This is a genomic window from Bradyrhizobium denitrificans (assembly GCF_013179005.1).
In the GTDB taxonomy this organism is placed as follows: domain Bacteria; phylum Pseudomonadota; class Alphaproteobacteria; order Rhizobiales; family Xanthobacteraceae; genus Bradyrhizobium; species Bradyrhizobium denitrificans.
This window is the reverse complement of sequence record NZ_JABFDP010000046.1, coordinates 1-18,247: the sequence shown is the minus strand read 5'-3', so window position 1 is coordinate 18,247 and position 18,247 is coordinate 1. Positions and strand designations below refer to the sequence as shown.

The window sequence follows — 18,247 nt, the reverse complement described above, 5'->3', positions numbered from 1 at the left end:
GACAGGTTCCTTTCCTGGTTCATGCGGCTCTGGCAGCGGAGATTTGCGGCTCTAGCGCGCCATTGGTGTAGCGCTTCGCCATTTCGCTCAGCGGAATCGGCTTGATCTTCGAGGCGTTGCCCGCAGCGCCGAACGCTTCGAAACGCTCCGCGCAGACCTTCCGCATCGCGTCCATCGCCGGCTTCAGGAACTTGCGAGGATCGAACTCATCTTTCTTGGTATTGGCGACGCGACGGAACTCGGCAGTTGCGGCGAGTCGGAGATCGGTGTCGATGTTGATTTTCCGCACCCCGTGTTTGATGCCGCGCACAATCTCTTCGACAGGCACACCATAGGTTTCGCGCATTTGCCCGCCATGTGCGTTGAAAACCTCCTGCCATTCCTCCGGAACCGACGAGGACCCATGCATGACGATGTGCGTGTTTGGTAGCTTCTGATGGATCGCTTCGATCACAGTCATGGCCAGCACTTCGCCCGTCGGCTTCCTCGTGAATTTGTATGCGCCGTGGCTTGTGCCGATGGCGACGGCGAGCGCATCGACTTTCGTCTCGGCAACGAAGCGCATGGCTTCGTCAGGATCCGTCAGGAGCATCGACTTGTCGAGCTTGCCTTCGAATCCGTGCCCGTCCTCCGCCTCGCCATGGCCGGTCTCCAACGAGCCAAGACAGCCGAGCTCACCCTCCACCGACACCCCGACCATATGGGCGAGTTCGGTGACTTGCCGCGTCACCTTGACGTTGTAGTCGTAGTCGGCTGGCGTCTTCGCATCCTCCTTCAGCGAGCCGTCCATCATGACAGACGAAAAGCCGTTCTGGATCGCGGAAAGGCAGGTATTGACGTTGTTTCCGTGATCTTGATGCAAACACACAGGGATGTCGGGAAACATTTCGACGAGCGCCTCAATCACCTTTCGCAGCATGACGTCCCCGGCGTAGGAGCGCGCGCCTCGACTGGCCTGAATGATGACGGGCGCATCCATTTCGCGGGCTGCCTCCAGGATTGCGAGGCCCTGTTCCATATTGTTGATGTTGAAGGCCGGGACGCCGTAACCCTGTTCCGCCGCGTGGTCGAGCAATTGTCTGAGCGTTATGAGCGCCATCGTCGTTTCCTTTCCGATCATGCCAACTGGGGGGTTCTGAGAACCGACACGCCCGGCAGTTCCTTGCCCTCTAACCATTCGAGGAAAGCGCCACCTGCTGTGGACACGTAGGTGAAGTCCTCGGTCACTCCGGCAGCGTTCAACGCCGCGACGGTGTCGCCGCCCCCGGCAATCGATTTGACCTTCCCGACACGTGTCAGGCGCGCCGCTTCGGCGGCGACAGCCTCCGTGGCGTGATCGAAAGGCTCGATCTCGAAAGCGCCAAGAGGGCCGTTCCAGAGGATGGTCTTCGCCTCTGCGAGGACATCCCAAATGCGCTCGATCGAGCGCGGGCCTGCGTCCAATATCATGCCGTGCTGAGGACAACAGTCGAGCTCGGCGATGTGCGCCTCCGCGCCGCGTTCGAAGCGGTCAGCCCAAACAATGTCGACCGGCAAAACGATCTGGCAGCCGCAGCTTTGGGCCCGCGACAGGATCTTGCGCACGGTCTCGAACTTAGCGGATTCGTGCGGTGATTTGCCAATGGGCAAGCCGTTGGCGGCCAGGAACGTGTTGGCCATGCCGCCGCCAACGATCACGGTATCGAGCTTGCCGATCAGATTGAAGAGCACGTCAATCTTGCTCGATACCTTGGCACCGCCCACGAGCGCGACAGCAGGCCGCTGCGGTGCTTCCAGCGCCTGCGTCAGTGCCGAGATCTCCGCCATCATCAGCGGACCGGCCACTGCCGGCAGTCGCTCCGCGATGGCTACCGTCGAGGCGTGTGCCCGATGCGCACAGGAGAATGCATCGTTGACGTAGAGATCGCCGAGCTCCGCCAGTTCTTCCGCCAGGCTCGCGTCATTGGCTTCCTCGCGCTGGTCGAACCGTAGATTCTCGCAGACGAGAACATCGCCAGGGCCGAGTGCGGCGGCGGATCTCGCGGCGACGGGTCCACTTATCGCTTCGCTGAAGGCCACGTCCTTGCCAAGCACTCGGCCCAATGCCGCGGCCACTGGTTCAAGTGAGAGTTCCGGCCGCCGCTGCCCGTCGGGTCGCCCGAGGTGAGAGAGAACGACGGCTCGGGCACCTCTCGCCAGAAGCGGCTTCAGACCAGCCACGAAGCGCTCGATGCGCGTCGCGTCCGCAACGCCGCCGTTGTTCATCGGCACATTCAAGTCCGCACGAATGAGGAGGCGACGGCTGGATATGTCGACGTCGTGGACGGACTTCAGCGTCATCCGATGAGCCTCCCCATCGCGACAGCTGTATCGGCCATCCGGTTCGAGAAGCCCCACTCATTGTCGTACCACGACATGACGCGACAGAGGCGCCCGTCGATCACCTTGGTCTGATCCATATGGACGATCGAAGAGCGCGGATCATGCGTGAAATCCACAGAGACCAGCGGTTCGTCCGTGAAGCCCAGGATACCCTCAAGGTCCGCGCCAGCAGCTGTCCGGACGACGCTGTTGATCTCCTCGGCGGTCGTTTCGCGGCTTGCGATGAACTTAAAATCGACGACCGAAACGTTCGGCGTCGGCACTCTGATCGCGACACCGTCGAGCTTCCCATTCAGCTCTGGCAGCACCAGGCCCACGGCCTTGGCCGCTCCCGTCGAGGTTGGAATCATCGACATCGCGGCGGCGCGGGCTCGGTACGGATCCTTGTGCAGGGTATCCAGTGTCGGCTGGTCGCCAGTATAGCTATGGATGGTAGTCATGAATCCCTTGTCGATGCCGATGGTCCGATGAAGCACGGCCGCAACCGGGGCGAGACAATTGGTGGTGCAGGACGCGCAGGAAACGACATTGTCTCCCGGCGACAGGCTATTGTGGTTGACGCCGAAGACGATTGTCTTGTCGGCGCCCGCGGCGGGTGCGGAGACGAGGACGCGCTTCGAGCCGTTCTCGAGGTGTAGCGAGGCCTTCTCGCGCGCGGTGAAGATGCCGGTGCATTCAAGCGCGATGTCTACGTCTTTCCATGGCAGTGTTTTGGGGTCGCGCTCGGCGGTCACACGGATCGGCGAGCCGCGACCAATATCAATGCTGGCGCCGTTCACCTTGACGGCGCCTGGGAAAGTTCCGTGCACGCTGTCGTATCGCAGCAGATGGGCGTTAATATCGACCGAGCCGAGGTCGTTAATCGCGACGACTTCGATATCGCCCCGCCCCGACTCGTAGATCGCGCGCAGCACGTTGCGCCCGATGCGCCCGAATCCATTGATGGCAACCCTGACCGTCATTCGTGCTCCTCCCCGGGCTTACGGGCGAGCCTCCACCCCTCGGCCGCGACCCGTTCGGCTGTGATGCCAAAGTGGTTGTAGAGATCGGCGGCAGGACCAGAGGCGCCGAAGCCCGTCATTCCAATGAAGATGGAATTGGGCCCGAGCCATTCTGCCCAGCCGAGAGCGACTCCGGCCTCGACGCCGACGCGCGGTCCCTCGCCCAGAACAGCAGCGCGATAGCCGGCTTCCTGGGCGGCAAACAGCTCCCAGCAGGGCGCAGAAACTACGGCGACCGCCAGCCCGTCCGCCGACAACTCGTCGGCGGCCTCGACCGCAATAGCGACTTCGGAACCTGTGGCGATGATGGTCAGATCCCTATGCTCGCCAGGATCGCGCAGGAGATAGGCGCCGCGTGCCGTCATGTTCTCGTCGCCGTGCTCCGTGCGCAGCGTCGGCAGATCCTGCCGCGAGAGGCAAAGCACCGACGGCGTCTTGGCTGCGGCAAGCGCGACCTCCCAGGCTTCCGCCGTCTCCACCGCGTCGGCGGGCCGGAACACGTAGACGTTCGGCATCGCTCTCAGCGATGCGAGGTGCTCGACCGGTTGGTGCGTCGGACCGTCCTCCCCCAGGCCGATGCTATCGTGCGTCATCACGTAGATGACCGGCCGACCCATGAGAGCAGAAAGGCGGATCGCCCCGCGGCAATAATCCGAAAAGGCGAGGAACGTGCCGCCATAGGGGCGCAATCCTCCATGCAGCGAGATGCCGTTCATCGCCGCGGCCATCCCATGCTCGCGCACCCCGTAGTGGATGTAGTTGCCCGTGAAATCGCTCCGCGTCACGGGACGCATGCCCTTGGTGCGCGTGTTGTTGGAGCCGGTGAGATCGGCTGAGCCGCCTACCATGTTGGGGATGGTTGAATTCACGACCTCCAACGCCAGCTCGGAAGCCTTGCGAGTGGCAACCTTCGGCCGCTCGCCGCACAGGCGTCGGCGATGATCGGCCAACGCTGCGTGCAACCTCGCGGCATCGGGGGGCGCGAGATGGGCCACAAACTCCTCCCGCTGGGGGCTGCGAGCGAGCCGCTCTTGCCATTCGGCTCGGATGCGCGTTCCGCGAGCGCCAACTACGCGCCAGGCATGGACGATCGCCTCCGGAACCTCGAAGGGCGAATAGATCCAGCCGAGGCTCTCGCGTGCCGCGGCCACCTCCTCCTTGCCCAGCGGCGCACCATGCGTGGCCGATGTCCCCTGCTTGTTGGGTGCGCCAAAGCCGATAATGGTGCGGCAGGCAATCAAGGACGGACGGGGATCGGCTCTTGCTTCGATAATCGCGTTGGCGACCGCTTCACCGTCGTGGCCGTCGACGGCCGCGACATGCCAGCCCGCAGCAACGAACCGTGCCTTCTGATCCAGCGAGGTCGACAGACTTGTGGGCCCGTCGATCGTGATCTGGTTGTCGTCCCACAGCACGATGAGCCGGCCAAGGCCGAGATGGCCGGCAAGATCAATCGCCTCGTGACTGATCCCCTCCATCAGGCAGCCGTCGCCGGCGATCACATAGGTGTGGTGATCGACGAGGTCATCGCCGAAACGCGCATTCAGCATGCGTTCGCTGAGAGCCATACCCACGGCGGTTGCGATTCCCTGACCGAGCGGACCGGTGGTCGTTTCGATGCCAGCGGCATGGCCGAATTCCGGATGCCCGGCAGTGCGACTACCGAGCTGACGAAAACGGCGCAATTGATCCATCGGCATGTCGTGGAAGCCGAGGAGGTGATGAAGCGCGTACAGCAACATCGATCCATGCCCAGCGCTCAGCACAAAGCGATCGCGATCAGGCCAATTGGGCTGCGTCGGGTCGATCTTGACGAAGTGCTTGAAGAGCACCGTAGCCACATCCGCCATGCCCATGGGCATTCCGGGATGGCCCGACTTCGCAGCCTCGACCGCGTCCATCGCGAGCGCGCGGATCGCGTTCGCCATCTGCGCCTCATCTATGGCTGCTCTGCGCTCCGCAACGAGATTCATGAGGAAGCCCTTTTCAAACGTTTGGATTGGTCGACGAGCCGAAGGATCATCGGCGTGAGGATGAGCTGCATGGCGAGATCGAGCTTGTCTCCCGGCACGACAATCGAGTTGGCACGGCTCATCCAGCTGTCACGGATCATCTGTACGAGATACGGAAAATCGATGCCCCGCGGGTTCTTAAAGCGGATGACGACAAGGCTTTCCCCCGCCGTCGGAATCCAGCGGGCGATGAACGGATTGGATGTATCCACAACCGGCACGCGCTGGAAATTGATGTCGGTCTCAGAGAACTGCGGACAGATGCAGTGCACATAGGCGTGCATCCGCCGCAGAATGACATCGGTCACGGCTTCGGCGGTGTAGCCGCGCGAAGCCTTGTCCCTATGGACTTTCTGGATCCATTCGAGGTTGATCACCGGAACAACGCCGATCTTCAGATCGGCATGGTCAGCGATGCGAATGTCCTGGGTACGCACAGCTCCGTGCAGCCCTTCATAGAGGAGAATGTCCGACCCCTTATCGAAATCTTCCCATTCAGTGAAGCGACCGGGCGGCACTCCATAGCGTTCAGCTTCCTCGTCGTCGTGGACGTAGTGACGCGTCCGCCCAGTACCTGTCGCACCGTAGGAAGCGAAGACTTTCTCAAGCTCGGAAAGCTCATTTGCTTCGAAGCTGAAGTGGCTGAAGGTGCGGTCGCCCGCATCATAGCGGCGCTGTAACTCAGCCTTCATCGATGCTCGATCGAACTTGTGGAACGCGTCGCCCTCGATCGAGACTGCCTTGATACCCTCCCGTCGGAAGATCTGATCGAATGTGTGCTTCACCGTGCTTGTACCGGCGCCGGAGGACCCGACAACCGAGATGATTGGATGCTGTTCGCTCACCGTCCCGCTCCTTCCGCGATTGCTCGTCAAGCTCTGAACAAGCCACGTGTGCCGAACAGTGGCGAGACCTCGCTTTCGGGAAGGTCGTGATAAGCGCAAACTTGGCTGACTTTCTCGGCAGTGCCGAAGACGAGGGGCGTGCGCTGATGGAGCTCACTCGGTGTCAGGTCGAGGATGCGGTCGATCCCGTCGGTCGCCTTGCCGCCTGCGCGCTCAACGATGAAGGCGATCGGAGCGCACTCATAGACTAGGCGCAGTCGCCCCTGGCCATAGCCTCGCCTGGCGTCAGCGGGATAGAGGAAAATCCCGCCACGCGTGAGAATTCGGTGGGTCTCGGCGACCAGCGATGCGACCCAACGCATATTGAAGTTCTCTCCCCACGGCCCTTCATCACCGGCGATGCAGTCGTCGACGAAAGCCCGTATCGGCCGCGACCAATGCCGGTAATTGGATGCGTTGATGGCGAACTCGGTTGTCCGATCAGGGATGCGCAAGCTGTCGGAAACGAGGAAGAAATGACCACGGTGGAGCACAAATTGGGCGAGTGTGGTCCGAGTCGCGAGGATGAACACCGTCTGGGGGCCATAGACCACATATCCTGCAGCGATTTGCTCACGGCCCGGACGAAGGAAACTCTCCACGCCGGATTCTTTGGCTTCGAAGACCGAGAAGATCGTCCCGATCGATATGTTCACATCGATATTGGACGACCCGTCCAGCGGATCGATCGCAAGCGCTAGAGTGCCTTCGGGGTTGAGCATTTCGGCAGTTGGGCGCTCCTCCGACGCATACCAGCGAACAGGTGTGGGAGCGAGCGCCCCGGCGAAGAGTTCATCCGCCACGACGTCGAGTTTCTTCTGGCGGTCGCCATCGCTGTTCGCACCCACCTCCTCGCCGAGGCGCCCATTGAGCGGACCGCTCGATATCACCCCGGCTAGGGTCTCCGCGACAAAGGCGAGCGCCGTAACGGTGATCGCAAGCGGTTCCGAAACGGAGCAGTCGCCCTCTAGGAAGCTTTCGAGAGTGCCTTCCGGTGCCGTCATGATCGTCCTCCGGCAGCTAGTTCCCGCATAACATGCCTTGACGCGTGCGAAAGGAAAAATTAAAAAAATCTTTGCTGCATTAAACAAAGCTACAACGATGATCCATGAACAAGCGATCACGCTAAAACAGCTGCGCGCGCTGGCAGCGATTGTCGCAGGAGGGAACCTGTCGTTGGCTGCCAGCCGGCTCAACGTAACCGTCCCCGCGGTTTCAACGCAGCTTCGCAATCTGGAAGCGAATCTGGGCGAACCGCTGTTGGAGCGCGGCCCCGACGGTAAGACGCTTCTAACCGCGATAGGACGGGAGGTTCTGGCCGCAGCCGAACAGATTGATGCGATATTGTCTTCTTGTATTCAAAAAGTCTCTGCGATCTCGGCCGGACATGAAGGGCTCGTCTTCCTTGGCGCAGTGAGCACTGCAAAGTACTTTGCACCACATCTCATTGCTCAGCTTCGACGTCAGGTGCCACGCATCAAGATCGAATTTCGTATTGGCAATCGTGAGGAAATCATCTCGGCTCTAAAGAGTCGTCAGATTGAGTTGGCGATCATGGGCCGGCCACCGCGAGAGCCGGAAGTGGATACGGACCTGCTTGGCGATCACCCCCATGTGCTTATCGCGCCACCGAAGCATCCCCTTGTCGGACGCCACGACATTTCGTCCAGTGACCTCTTAACTAACGCCTTTTTGGTGCGCGAGAAAGGCTCGGGCACGCGCGCGCTCATGGAGCGCCTTTTCGATCGGATCGGGGTCGGCAGTGACTACGAGTCCATCGAGTTCGGAAGCAATGAGACCATTAAGCAGGCGGTGATGGCGGGGCTTGGCATCGCGGTCATTTCGGCACACACGGTGCAAGCAGAGCTCATGGGGGGGCGCCTAGCAATGCTCTCGTTTCCTGGCTTTCCGATCATCCGTCAGTGGTTTCTAGTCCGTCGGCGTGATACCCCAATGACGCCTTCGGCAAAGCGAGTGCGCGACGTGGTCCTAGCATTGAAGGGAAGTTTCCTGCCCGGTGCGCTATCTCGCTCGGGTTGAGAAAAGGGACTTGAGTCAGGTACGAGCTATCGCCAAATTTTGGTGACGGCCTGAGCCGGTCAGGCGGCGGCGGTTGTGGGCTGGCGGTCGGTCGACTTGGCGATGACCTCGATCCCGTCGTTGAATGTCACACCGAGAACGAGTTTTGACAACTGGTTATGACCGTCGAGGCGGCGCCAGCTTCTCTGCGCGCCCTCGACCAGTTTGAAGACCATCGCGAGCGCGGTCTTGTTGGATAGGCAGCCCTTCGATCGGATGGTGCGGTGGCGCACGGTGGCGAAGGTGCTTTCGATGGGGTTGGTAACCGGTATGAGATGTCTCGGTGCCAACGTTCTGCCCCGGCGTCCCGCGCCGTGGCGTATGGTGCGACCATCGGGACAGAGGCACCGGGAGCACGAAGGTGCGGGCAGGCCGATACACACGATGAGCCGAGAGTTCGAGTTAGTAGCTGGCCGCCTCTGCGACTCGCCCGGTTGCGCCGAGATCGCGAATCCGTAGTTGTCGTGTCGCCCGCAGCTCCCGTCATGTGTCAGGCAGGAGGTACAAATGCGACGGGTAGTTGGCATTGACGTCCACCGAACTTTCGGGGAGGTGGTGTTTTGGGCAGACGGCAGGCTCCGACATGCGGGCCGCATTGATATGACGCGGACTGCGCTGGAGGGATTTGGCAAGACCCTGCTGGCCAATGATGAGGTGGTGGTTGAAGCGACCGCCAACAGCATGGCGGTGTCGCGGGTTCTGGCGCCGTTCGTGGCGCGGGTGATTATCGCGAATCCGTTGCAGGTGAAGGCGATCGCCCAGGCTCACGTCAAGACCGACAAGATCGATGCCGGCACGCTCGCCAGTCTGCAGGCGGCCGGGTATCTGCCGCAGATCTGGACGCCGGACGCGGAGACCGAACGCAAGCGTCGGCTGGTAGCGCGGCGCTACCAGGTTGTGCGGCATCGCACGCGGCTCAAGAACGAGGTGCATTCGATCCTGCACGCGCACCTGATCCCGAAGTGCCCGCATGCCGATCTTTTCAACGCCCGCGGCCGGGCGTGGTTGGCCGCTCAACAGTTGCCGGACGATGAGCGCGCAGCGATCGATCGGCACGTCCGTGAGCTTGACCGTTTGGCGGAAGATCTGGCCCTGCTCGACCGCGAGATCGCGCAGGACGCCATCGACGATTCCGCGGTCAACAGATTGATGACGATCACCGGCGTCAATCTGGCGGTCGCCGCCGGCATCGTGGCGGCGATCGGCGACGTCAGCCGGTTCAGCAGCCCACAGAAGCTGGTGAGCTATTTCGGGCTGAACCCGCGGGTGCGGCAGTCGGGGTTGGTAGCGGCCCACCACGGCCGCATCAGCAAGATCGGCCGTTCTCACGCGCGCGCCATGCTGGTCGAGGCGGCCTGGGCAGCGGCCAAGGCGCCCGGCCCACTGCATGCGTTTTTCGTGCGCATCCGCGCTCGGCGCGGTCATCAGATCGCTGCGGTGGCCGTGGCTCGCAAGCTCACTGTGCTTTGCTGGCATTTGCTGACGAAGGGCGAAGATTACCTGTGGGCGCGCCCAGCGCTGGTCGCCAACAAGACCCGCGCAATGCAACTTCAAGCCGGACATCCGCAACAGAAAGGTAACCGGCGTGGACCTGCCTACGCCTACAACATCAAGGCGCTGCGCGACCGCGAGATGGTGATTGCCGCCCAGGCGGAGCGAAACTACGAACAATTCGTGTCGCAATGGAAACCGCGGCGGCCAAAAACCGGCGCGCGGGCGCCTCAGCTCGGCAGGACAAAATAGGCAGTCCGGTGACGCTTGCAGCCGACGCATCACGCTTCGCCACGAGGTCACCCGCGCCCAACAACCATAGTCGCGCCTGACGGCAAGTTCTAGCAGGAATGCAGTCCCATTCCACGCCAGCGTGCCGCCGTGCTCGGGCCGGTCAAGACCAAGCCTTCCGGTGGCCGCAAATGCGGCCAGCCTTGACCGCCCCTGCGCGCGGCGGCTGCGAGATCGGTGGCCGGGACGGAAGAATGGCCCGCAGCGCAGCCGAACAAAAGAATGGACTTACAGCGATCTCCGCAATCGTCGTCTCGGCCAGGAAGAAATCGCTTGTCCATCTCATCCGTCGTCCGCAAGTGTTTCCAGTGCTCAGCCGGGAAGTCGTAGAAAGCCAGCAGCGTGTACCGATCCTTGTTCAGGCAGTCGGCCGCCTTGTCGTATTTCAGCGCGTAGCTCTCGATGAAGGCGTCGAACGCCAGCTCGGCTGCGACCTTCGTTTCAGCCATCCAGATCTCCTGCAACGCGCGCTTGGCTTTCGGCTGCTGGCTCTTCGGCAACTTGGCGAGCACGTTCGCGGTCTTGTGCACCCAGCAGCGCTGCTCGCGCGTTTTCGGCCAGACCTCGCCGGCAGCTTTCCAGAAGCCGAGCGCTCCATCGGCGATGACGAGCCGCGGAGGCACGACAAGCCCGCGCCGCTTCAGATCAAGCAGCAGCTCGCGCCAGTCGTGCGCGCTCTCGCGGGAACCATCGGTGAAGCCGACCAGTTCCTTGCGGCCTTCCGGCGTCGCACCGATCAGCACCAGGATGCACTGCTTTTCGTCCTCGAGGCGGGCTTCGAGATGGATGCCGTCGGCCCAGATGTAGACGTAGCGCTTTGCCGACAGATCGCGCTTCTGCCACGCGGTGTGTTCATCGAGCCAACCGTCCTTCAGGCGACCGATGGCGGAAGCCGACAACCCGGCAGCATCCTTGCCGAGCAGCGCAGCCAGCGCCTCCGAGAAGTCGCCGGTCGAGATACCCTTCAGGTAAAGGATCGGCAGCAGCGTCTCGATCGATTTCGAGCGGCGCATGTAGGGCGGCAGGATCGACGGAGAGAACCGGGTGCGGTCGGGGTCGGTGGCGGCCGCCTCGCGATCGCGTACACGTGGCTGGCGGACGGCAACCGGACCGATGCAGGTCATCACCTCGCGTTCCGGCAGGTGACCGTGGCGCACGACGCGCTGGTGGCCGTCCGCGGTCTTCAAATCGGCATGCTGGCCGAGAAAGTCCGCGACTTCGGCCTCGATCGCCTTGGCGAGAAGGGCACGTGCCCCGTTGCGCAACACTTCTGTGAGTTGATCGTCGAAGATTCCTGGCTGAATCAGCTGGATGACGTTATCGTTGGACACGGCATATCGCTCCTTCGGTGGAGAAGTGGAGGCGTCAAGCACCCCCACGATATGCCGCCTTTCCGATTCCCGCCGTCACCAACTTTCAGCGATAGCTCCTTGACGCTGATCCTTCTTTCCATAACCACAACGCCTATCGAGGGGGCGCGTCGTTTGGCGATACTGATGCTTAATCATCCTCGAACGCCTGCTTGCCCTTCGCGTTCCAGAGAGTTCGCGCATGTTCGCCCTGATCGCTTTGGAGCTTGTCGGCCATCCAGAGCAGCGCGCCGTAGATCATGGCGCGGTCGTCGCCGGTCAGGTCCACGATGCCGGCCTTGACGACAAGGCCGCCGAGTTCGATGAGATGCCGCGTGCGTTTGCGGCGTTCGAGCTGCCAGGTTCGCATGTTATGTCGCGCCAGCGCCGCCCGATGTCGGTTGTGCGCCGCCCGGTTGCGCCGGAGGGTCGCCACCGTCGCGGTCAGGCGCTGATACAGATCGCCGCGCCCGGCCCTGAAAGAACGCGGCGCCGCGCTTGGCCCATGCCTCCCTCTTTCCGGTATCTTTCGTCTCCGTCAGCACGATCAGCGCGCCCGCCAGTTCGTCGGCGCTGAGGGCGTCGGCTCCGGTCGAGATGACCAGCTCGCCGAGCTGCTGCACCTTGCGGGCTTTCAGGTCTCGCGCCTTGTCCTCAAGCGCTTTGAGTTCCGCATCGAAGTCTCTCGGTTTTCGCATCATGTCCTCCATAGGCAATCGATGGAGCGATGATAGTTGAGTGCTTGCCGCAATGCTGTAAGGTTGCCGAGACGGGCTAACACGGCGCGAGCAGTCCCGAGAAATTAGTTTCGAGGGCGCGCTTATACGTCGTTCCGACGTGCACTTCGCCCATGTAGATGATCGGGTCGCGATGGCGATCTATCATCTTCACGTCAAGGTCATTGGCCGCAAGTCCGGGTCCAGCGCGGTGGCGTCCGCGGCCTACCGCTCGGCCTCACGGCTGCACGACGACCGGCTTGAGCGCAGCCACGACTTCTCCAACAAGCGCGGCGTCGTCCACTCCGAGGTCATGCTGCCGGAGGATGCGCCCGAACAATGGAGCGACCGCGAGCGACTTTGGAACGATGTCGAGGCGTTCGAGGTCAGGAAGGACGCCCAGCTTGCCCGCGAGGTCGAGTTCGCCCTTCCGCGCGAGATGACGCAAGCCCAAGGCATCGAACTCGCCCGCGACTTCGCGCAGGCGGAGTTTGTCGATCAGGGCATGATCGCCGACCTCAATGTGCATTGGGACATGGCCGAGGACGGGACGCCCAAGCCCCACGCCCATGTCATGCTGACCATGCGCGCAGTGGACGAAAACGGCTTCGGCCAAAAGGTGCGGGAGTGGAACGCTACCCAGATGGTCGAGCGTTGGCGCGAACGCTGGGCGGAGTTGGCCAACGAGCGCCTTGCTGAACTCGACATCGACGCGCGCATCGACCATCGCAGCCTGGAAGCGCAAGGCATCGCGTTGGAGCCGCAGACCAAGATCGGTGCACCCGCGCAGCGCATGGAGGCCGCCGGGATCGGGGCCGACCGCGCCGAGGATCACCGGCGCATCGCCCGCGAGAACGGCGCGCGGATCATCGCCGATCCTTCCGCTGCGCTTGATGCGATCACGCAGCAGCAATCGACCTTCACGCGCCGCGACATGGCGATGTTTGCGCACCGGCATAGCGACGGGATCGACCAGTTCAACGACGTGATGGGCGCGATGCGCAACGCGGCCGATCTTGTCGAACTCGGCAAAGGCGGGCGCGGTGACGACCGTTTCACCACCCGCGATATGATCGAGGCGGAACAGCGCCTGCATCGCGCCGCCGCACTGATGGCGAAAAGCGAGCGCCATGAGGTGAACGACAGGGGCCGCGAAGCGGCGCTGGCGCGTGCAGAAGCGCGTGGTCTTGCCCTTTCGGGGGAGCAGGCCGAGGCGCTTACGCATGTCACGGATGGGCGCGATCTGGGCGTCGTCGTCGGCTACGCCGGAACAGGAAAGAGCGCAATGCTGGGTGTGGCGCGCGAAGCGTGGGAAGCGGCGGGCTACGAGGTCCGGGGCGCGGCGCTGTCCGGCATCGCGGCCGAGAATCTGGAAAGCGGCTCGGGCATCGCGTCCCGCACCATCGCCAGCATGGAACACGGTTGGGGACAGGGCCGCGACGTGCTTACTTCCCGCGATGTGCTTGTCATCGACGAGGCGGGCATGGTCGGCACGCGCCAGTTGGAGCGCGTGCTCTCCCATGCCGCCGAGGTTGGTGCCAAAGTGGTCTTGGTCGGCGATCCGCAGCAACTTCAGTCTATAGAAGCTGGCGCGGCATTCCGCTCGATCTTCGAGCGCCACGGCGGGGCGGAGATCGGCGAGGTTCGCCGCCAGCGGCAGGACTGGCAGCGCGACGCCACCCGCGACCTGGCGACCGGCCGAACCGGCGACGCGATCCATGCCTATGACGCGCATGGCATGGTGCATGAGGCCGCATCACGCGAGCAGGCGCGCGGCGAATTGATCGACCGCTGGGACCGCGAGCGGCAGGCGAACCCGGACGCAAGCCGCATCATCCTCACTCACACCAATGCCGAGGTGCGCGCGCTAAACGAGGTGGCGCGTGGGCGGATGCGTGAAGCCGGAAACCTTGGCGACGACGTGTATGTCGCCGCCGAACGCGGTGCCCGGAACTTCGCACCTGGCGACCGCGTGATGTTCTTGGCTAACGAGCGCGGGCTTGGCGTGAAGAACGGCACGCTCGGGACCATCGAGCAAGTCAACGCCCAGAGCATGACCGTGCGCACCGATGACGGCCGCGATGTGGCGTTCGACCTGAAGGACTACAATCGCATCGACCACGGCTATGCCGCGACGATCCACAAAGCGCAGGGTATGACCGTGGATCGCGCCCATGTGCTGGCGACACCGGGCATGGACGCTCACGGCAGCTATGTCGCCCTCTCGCGCCACCGCGACGGTATGGACCTGCACTATGGCCGCGACGACTTCGCCAGTCAGGACAAGCTCATTAGCGTCTTATCACGCGACCGGGCCAAGGACATGGCGAGCGACTACGAACCCGCCCGCGACTATGCCGAACGGCGCGGCATCACCTTCCGCGAGCGCGTGGACCGGGTCGTCGAGATTGTCCGCCAAGTGCCCGAAAAGGTGCGCGGCATGTTCGACGGGTTGCGCCTGCCCGCCGAGAGCGAACAGGGGCCGGAAAGGAAGGTAGAGGAAGACCCCGAGGAAGCTTTGCGCCGCTCCCGTGGCCGGGCGCTCGTCCGCCATGCCCGCGCCGTCGATGCGATCTTCACGGCGCAGGACCAGGGCGGCAGGGCCAGCCCCGATCAGATCAGGGAATTGCAGGAGGCGCGCCAGCGGTTCGAGGAGGTGCGCCCCTACGGCTCGCATGACGCTGAGGCGGCCTACAAGAAAAACCCGGAGCTTGCGGCGGAGGCGGCGTTAGGCGACGCCCGGCGCGCGATCCGCGCCCTGCAACTGGAAACCGAGCTGCGCACCGAACCGGCCCGCCGCGCCGACCGTTTCGTGGAACGCTGGCGAAATCTGCACAGGGCCAGTGAGGAACGCTATGCGGCGGGCGACTATGCCGGCCATCGGGCCGCGCGGACGGAAATGGGGAACATGGCGCAGAGCCTCGAACGCGACCCGCAAATGGAGTCCCTTCTGGCGGGCCGCAAGCGGGAACTCGGCATCTCATTCGATTCGGGGATGAGCGTCGGCCGCGACCTCACCCTCACGTTCGGGCTCGGTCGGGGCCGGGGTCTCGGGTTGTAGAACCATCCTATTTTTCGCCGTCTCCACGCCACAGCCCTACGACGCCTAACTATCTATTGCACAACGACAAATCGTTGCGTTTGCCTGTCCTGGCAGTTCCCAGAAACAGCCAGCAGGAGGCATCGCGGCCATGCGTCAGCCAGACCGTATTATCCGCCTGAACACCGTCCTTGACCGCACCGGCCTGTCCCGGTCCACCATCTACCGCAAGATCGCCGAAGGCACGTTCCCGCCCCAGATCAGGATCAGCGTCAATGGCGCGGGCTGGCGGGAATCCGACATCGACCGATGGATCGCCAATCCCGTGGCGTGGCGGCCCGGAAGCGGGCGTGACCTCGATGGCGTCTGATCGCGGCGCGCGCTCCCGCGCCCGGCGCGTCAGATCGCCCACGGCATCGGAGCAGCTTGAGGCGCTGCTGGGCTATCCGTGGCCGTTCCCCGGCCGGCCGCCCAAACATGACCTGTCCACCTGGACCGTCACCGACGACTGGCCCCATCCCGTTCCGGTCACGCAGGCCGAGATCGAGGTGTTCGAGCAGTGGTTCGGTGATCTGTTCGATGACCTGTTCGGCTACGAGGGCTGACACCTCGGAGATTTGAAATCGGCGTTGAAATCCGCCCTTCAATAGATTACATGTGGTCACATATGTCTACATATGGAGGACGCAACATGCTAACCATCAACCTCAGAGACGCCAAGGCTGGATTTTCCAGCCTTGTTGATGAGGCTGTCAAAGGAGAGATCGTGACCATCACCCGTCATGGCAAACCCGTCGCGGCTTTGGTCTCGGTCGAGGCGGCGGAGATCGCGCGCAAGGCGCTCGAACGCAAACGGGCGGGCCTTGTCAGCTATCTCAGGACGTTCCCAGGCGGAGAGTTCACGCGTAATCGCACACCGTCGCGGGATGTCGAGCTTTGAGCGGCTTCCTTCTCGATACCAACGTTGTCTCCATGCTGGCTCCGTCGAGGGCGGAAGCATCCGCCGACTTCCTCAACTGGCTGGACCGCATGGACGCCGACGGCCGGTTATTCCTGTCGGTGGTCTCCATCCATGAGATCGAGAAGGGGATCGCGCTCCTCGACCACAAGGGGGCTACGGCGAAGGCCGCGAGCCTGAAAGCATGGCTCAGTGGCCTTGTCTCCACATACGATGACAAGATTATTGGCTTCGACGCGCAGGCTGCCGCGATCGGTGGGCGATTGGAAGCGAAGGCGCTCGCCGCCGGTCATGATCCCGGCATGGCCGATGCCGTGATCGCCGGCATCGCTGCGGCGCATGAACTCGCCGTTGTCACCCGCAACACGAAGCATTTTCTGCCGTTCGGTGTCGCCGTGTTTTCGCCTGACGAGGCTGCTGCCCAAGGAGGCCCGGCATGAGCGCTTCCTCTTCCGCAATTCCACTACGCGCCGCCCTTTATCTGCGCGTCTCGACAGCGCGGCAGGCCGAGCATGATGTCTCGATCCCCGACCAGAAGCGGCAGGGTGAAGCCTATTGCGCCTCGCGCGGCTATCAGCTTGTCGAAACCTATGTGGAGCCGGGTGCGTCGGCCACCAACGACCGCCGCCCAGAGTTCCAACGCATGATCGAGGCTGGCACGTCGAAGCCCGCGCCCTTCGACGTGGTAGTGGTTCACAGCTTCTCCCGCTTTTTCCGCGATCACTTCGAGTTGGAGTTCTACGTTCGCAAGCTGGCGAAGAACGGCGTTAAGCTCGTCTCGATCACGCAGGAAATGGGGGATGACCCCATGCACGTCATGATGCGGCAGATCATGGCCCTGTTCGACGAATATCAGTCGAAGGAAAACGCCAAGCACGTCATGCGCGCCTTGAAGGAGAATGCCCGGCAGGGCTTCTGGAACGGCTCGCTTCCGCCCATCGGCTACCGTGTCGTCGCCGCCGAGCAGCGCGGAGCCAAGACCAAGAAGAAACTGGAAATCGACCCGTTCCACGCCGACACGGTGCGGCTGATCTATCGCCTCGCGCTGGAAGGCGACGGCACGACCGGCCAGATGGGCGTCAAGAACATCGTCTCCTACCTCAACAGCCGCCGCATCTTCACCCGCGACGGCGGACGCTGGGGCATCGGCCAAGTCCATCGCATCCTGACCCGCCGCACCTATATGGGCGAGCATGAGTTCAACAAGCGCAGCAAGACCAAGGAACTGAAACCCGTCAGCGAGATCGTCACGGTTCCGGTCCCGCCGATCATCGACCGCGAAACCTTCGACACCGTGCAGGCGCTATTGAAGGCCCGCAACCCGAAGGTCATGCCATCCGCCGTCATCAGCGGCCCGACCATGCTGACGGGGCTTATCCATTGCGCCAGATGCGGCGGGGCCATGACCATCCGTACCGGCAAGGGCGGGCGCTACCGCTACTATGCTTGCTCCATGAAAGCGCGGCAGGGACCGACCGCCTGCGAAGGCATGGCGGTGCCGATGGACAAGCTGGACGATCTTGTCGCCAGCCACCTGGAAGACCATCTACTCCAGCCCGAGCGGCTTGAAACCATCCTCGCCAGCGTCCTCGACCGGCGGCAGGAGCAATCCGAGCGCCGCCGCGAGCACATCGCCGAACTGAACAAGCGTGCGTCCGAATCGGAATTGCGCCTCAAGCGCCTCTACGACGCCATCGAGGCAGGCGTGGCCGACATCGACGATCCCGCCCTCAAGGACCGGGTCGACGGGCTCAAAGCCATCAGGGATCAGGCGAAGGCCGATGCAGAGCGCGCCCAGGCCATGCTCGACAACTCCGGCGCCAAGGCCATCACGACGCAAATGGTCCGCACCTTTGCCAAAGCCGCCCGCCAGCGCCTCCGCCTCGAAGGCGGCGGCTACCGCCGCGACCATCTTCGCGCGCTCGCCCAGCGCGTCGAGGTCGCGGACGGCGAGGTTCGGATCATGGGATCGAAGACCCGGCTGCTTCAGGCGCTCACCGGAAAAAGCGGCGTAAACTCAGTGCCCACTCAGGGACTGAAGTGGCGGAGAGGGAGGGATTCGAAC

General features: G+C 63.0%; 16 protein-coding genes and 2 pseudogenes. 8 read left to right on the top strand and 10 right to left on the bottom strand.

Annotated elements, in window-relative coordinates; all coding sequences use genetic code 11:
• Window positions 1–19 precede the first annotated feature (19 nt).
• From fba to HL671_RS34800, 6 genes are read right to left on the bottom strand one after another with little or no spacing between them, the layout of a single operon-like run.
• Window positions 20–1,099 (bottom strand): class II fructose-bisphosphate aldolase, encoded by a 1,080-nt coding sequence (gene fba, locus HL671_RS34825; RefSeq protein ID WP_172242978.1) that lies wholly within the window; start codon window positions 1,097–1,099, stop codon window positions 20–22.
• A gap of 17 nt (window positions 1,100–1,116) precedes the next feature.
• Window positions 1,117–2,319, bottom strand: a complete 1,203-nt coding sequence (locus HL671_RS34820; protein ID WP_012040787.1) for a phosphoglycerate kinase — start codon at window positions 2,317–2,319, stop codon at window positions 1,117–1,119.
• A complete protein-coding gene (gene gap / locus HL671_RS34815) occupies window positions 2,316–3,323 on the bottom strand; it encodes a type I glyceraldehyde-3-phosphate dehydrogenase (RefSeq protein ID WP_012040786.1) in 1,008 nt (335 codons plus the stop codon). The genes HL671_RS34820 and gap overlap by 4 nt, the downstream gene beginning before the upstream one ends.
• Entirely contained in the window at window positions 3,320–5,335 is a 2,016-nt protein-coding gene (gene tkt, locus HL671_RS34810; protein WP_172242975.1) for a transketolase, read from the bottom strand. The genes gap and tkt overlap by 4 nt, the downstream gene beginning before the upstream one ends.
• Window positions 5,332–6,219 (bottom strand): phosphoribulokinase, encoded by an 888-nt coding sequence (locus tag HL671_RS34805; RefSeq protein ID WP_012040784.1) that lies wholly within the window; start codon window positions 6,217–6,219, stop codon window positions 5,332–5,334. The genes tkt and HL671_RS34805 overlap by 4 nt, the downstream gene beginning before the upstream one ends.
• A 26-nt stretch (window positions 6,220–6,245) precedes the next feature.
• Entirely contained in the window at window positions 6,246–7,262 is a 1,017-nt protein-coding gene (locus HL671_RS34800) for a class 1 fructose-bisphosphatase (RefSeq protein ID WP_012040783.1), read from the bottom strand.
• Between the two features lie 37 nt (window positions 7,263–7,299).
• Here HL671_RS34800 and HL671_RS34795 point away from each other — a divergent pair, with 37 nt between their 5' ends.
• Window positions 7,300–8,298: a LysR family transcriptional regulator gene (locus HL671_RS34795; RefSeq protein ID WP_210264227.1), complete on the top strand. Its 999-nt coding sequence runs from the start codon at window positions 7,300–7,302 to the stop codon at window positions 8,296–8,298.
• Between the two features lie 59 nt (window positions 8,299–8,357).
• Here HL671_RS34795 and HL671_RS34790 read toward each other — a convergent pair.
• Window positions 8,358–8,600 (bottom strand): annotated as a pseudogene (locus HL671_RS34790) (IS256 family transposase); the annotation flags it as partial.
• A gap of 262 nt (window positions 8,601–8,862) precedes the next feature.
• On the opposite strand from HL671_RS34790, the gene HL671_RS34785 reads away from it, so the two are divergent.
• Window positions 8,863–10,080, top strand: coding sequence for an IS110 family RNA-guided transposase (locus HL671_RS34785; RefSeq protein WP_417903712.1), 1,218 nt, complete (start codon window positions 8,863–8,865; stop codon window positions 10,078–10,080).
• A 305-nt stretch (window positions 10,081–10,385) separates the two neighbouring features.
• Here HL671_RS34785 and HL671_RS34780 read toward each other — a convergent pair.
• The 3 genes and pseudogenes from HL671_RS34780 to HL671_RS34770 form a co-directional block, all read right to left on the bottom strand.
• Window positions 10,386–11,450 (bottom strand): annotated as a pseudogene (locus tag HL671_RS34780) (IS256 family transposase); the annotation flags it as partial.
• Between the two features lie 169 nt (window positions 11,451–11,619).
• Complete coding sequence (locus tag HL671_RS34775) at window positions 11,620–11,838, bottom strand: conjugal transfer protein TraD (RefSeq protein ID WP_012040775.1); 219 nt, start codon at window positions 11,836–11,838, stop codon at window positions 11,620–11,622.
• Window position 11,839: 1 nt separating this feature from the next.
• Window positions 11,840–12,166 carry a conjugal transfer protein TraD gene (locus HL671_RS34770; protein WP_012040774.1) on the bottom strand — a complete coding sequence of 109 codons (327 nt, stop codon included), beginning with the start codon at window positions 12,164–12,166 and terminating at the stop codon, window positions 11,840–11,842.
• Window positions 12,167–12,338: 172 nt separating this feature from the next.
• Between HL671_RS34770 and traA the strand changes: the two genes are divergently transcribed.
• From traA to HL671_RS34740, 6 genes are all read left to right on the top strand, one after another.
• On the top strand, window positions 12,339–15,245 hold the full coding sequence (traA, locus tag HL671_RS34765) for a Ti-type conjugative transfer relaxase TraA (protein ID WP_172242969.1): 2,907 nt from the start codon (window positions 12,339–12,341) through the stop codon (window positions 15,243–15,245).
• A 130-nt stretch (window positions 15,246–15,375) separates the two neighbouring features.
• Window positions 15,376–15,594 carry a helix-turn-helix transcriptional regulator gene (locus HL671_RS34760; RefSeq protein WP_172242966.1) on the top strand — a complete coding sequence of 73 codons (219 nt, stop codon included), beginning with the start codon at window positions 15,376–15,378 and terminating at the stop codon, window positions 15,592–15,594.
• Entirely contained in the window at window positions 15,584–15,829 is a 246-nt protein-coding gene (locus HL671_RS34755; protein ID WP_172242954.1) for a hypothetical protein, read from the top strand. The genes HL671_RS34760 and HL671_RS34755 overlap by 11 nt, the downstream gene beginning before the upstream one ends.
• A gap of 86 nt (window positions 15,830–15,915) precedes the next feature.
• Window positions 15,916–16,164: a type II toxin-antitoxin system Phd/YefM family antitoxin gene (locus tag HL671_RS34750; RefSeq protein WP_172242963.1), complete on the top strand. Its 249-nt coding sequence runs from the start codon at window positions 15,916–15,918 to the stop codon at window positions 16,162–16,164.
• Entirely contained in the window at window positions 16,161–16,622 is a 462-nt protein-coding gene (locus tag HL671_RS34745; RefSeq protein ID WP_172242960.1) for a type II toxin-antitoxin system VapC family toxin, read from the top strand. Before HL671_RS34750 ends, HL671_RS34745 begins: the two co-directional genes overlap by 4 nt.
• A partial coding sequence (locus tag HL671_RS34740) for a recombinase family protein (RefSeq protein WP_172242957.1) occupies window positions 16,619–18,247 on the top strand: 1,629 nt, incomplete at its 3' end. The genes HL671_RS34745 and HL671_RS34740, both read left to right, overlap by 4 nt.